This window comes from Streptomyces sp. NPDC103540 (assembly GCF_055584445.1).
The window spans coordinates 1-1,224 of record NZ_JBVJMA010000046.1 but is presented as its reverse complement, the minus strand read 5'-3'; the positions used below and the strand labels follow the sequence as shown (position 1 = coordinate 1,224).

The 1,224-nt window shown below is 72.1% G+C and carries 1 protein-coding gene; it reads left to right on the top strand.

Annotated features, from left to right (window positions below; all coding sequences use genetic code 11):
- Positions 1-1,224, top strand: a 1,224-nt coding sequence (locus ACZ6ZI_RS40230; RefSeq protein ID WP_469530113.1) for an AMP-binding protein, incomplete at both ends; no start/stop codon positions are given.

Genomic DNA, 1,224 nt, shown 5'->3' with positions numbered 1-1,224 from the left:
CGCCGATCCGGGGGTGCGGGTCTCGCAGGTGGAGGTGATGGGCGAGGCCGAGCGCGAGCTCGTCCTGCACGGCTGGAACGACACCGCGCGTCCGCTGCCCCCGATGACCCTGGACGCCCTCATGGCCGCCGGCTCACGCCGCGACCCGGACGGCACCGCCCTGGTCTTCGAGGGCGACGAACTCTCGCGCGCCGAGTTCGAAGACCGGGTCAACCGACTGGCACGCCTGCTCATCGGCCGCGGCGTCGGCCCGGAATCGGTGGTCGGCGTGGCCCTGCCCCGCTCCTTCGACCTCGTCGTCGCCCTCCACGCCGTCGTCCGCGCCGGCGGCGCCTACCTCCCCCTCGACACCACCCTCCCGGGCGAACGCCTCGCGCACATGCTGCGGACGGCCGCCCCGGCGCTGGTGCTCACGGACGCGGGGTCGGTGACCGGTCTGCCCGACGGGATGGAGGTCGAGACGGTTCTGCTCGACAGCTCGGACGTACGCGTCCGGCTGGCCCTGGAACCGGGCGGTCCGGTGACGGACGCGGAGCGGACGGCGCCGTTGCAGCCCCGCCACCCCGCCTACGTCATCTTCACCTCAGGCTCCACCGGCCGCCCCAAGGGCGTCATGGTCGAACACGAGGCCATCGTCAACCGCCTCCAGTGGATGCAACACGCCTACCGCCTCACCACCGGCGACCGCGTCCTACAGAAGACCCCCGCCGGATTCGACGTCTCCGTCTGGGAGTTCTTCTGGCCCCTCGCCGAAGCCATCCCCCTCGTCATCGCCCGACCCGAAGGACACAAGGACCCCGACTACCTCGCGCACCTCATCCGCGAACAACACGTCACCGTCCTGCACTTCGTCCCCTCCATGCTCGCCGCCTTCCTCGCCGAAACCGAGATCGCGACCTGCCCCACCCTCCGCCTCGTCGCCTGCAGCGGCGAAGCCCTCCCCACCGAACTCACCACCCGCTTCCACACCTCCGCCGGTGCCTCACCGGTGGCCCTGGAGAACCTCTACGGGCCCACCGAGGCGGCCGTCGACGTGACCGCCGGTTCCGCGACCGCGGCGAACGCGGCCCAGGGCAGGCCCTCCGCCTCGATCGGTTCGCCCGTCTGGAACACCCAGCTCTACGTCCTCGACCACCACCTGCGCCCCGTACCCCCCGGCGTCCCCGGCGAACTCCACCTCGCCGGCACCCAACTCGCCCGCGGATACACCGCACAACCCGCACT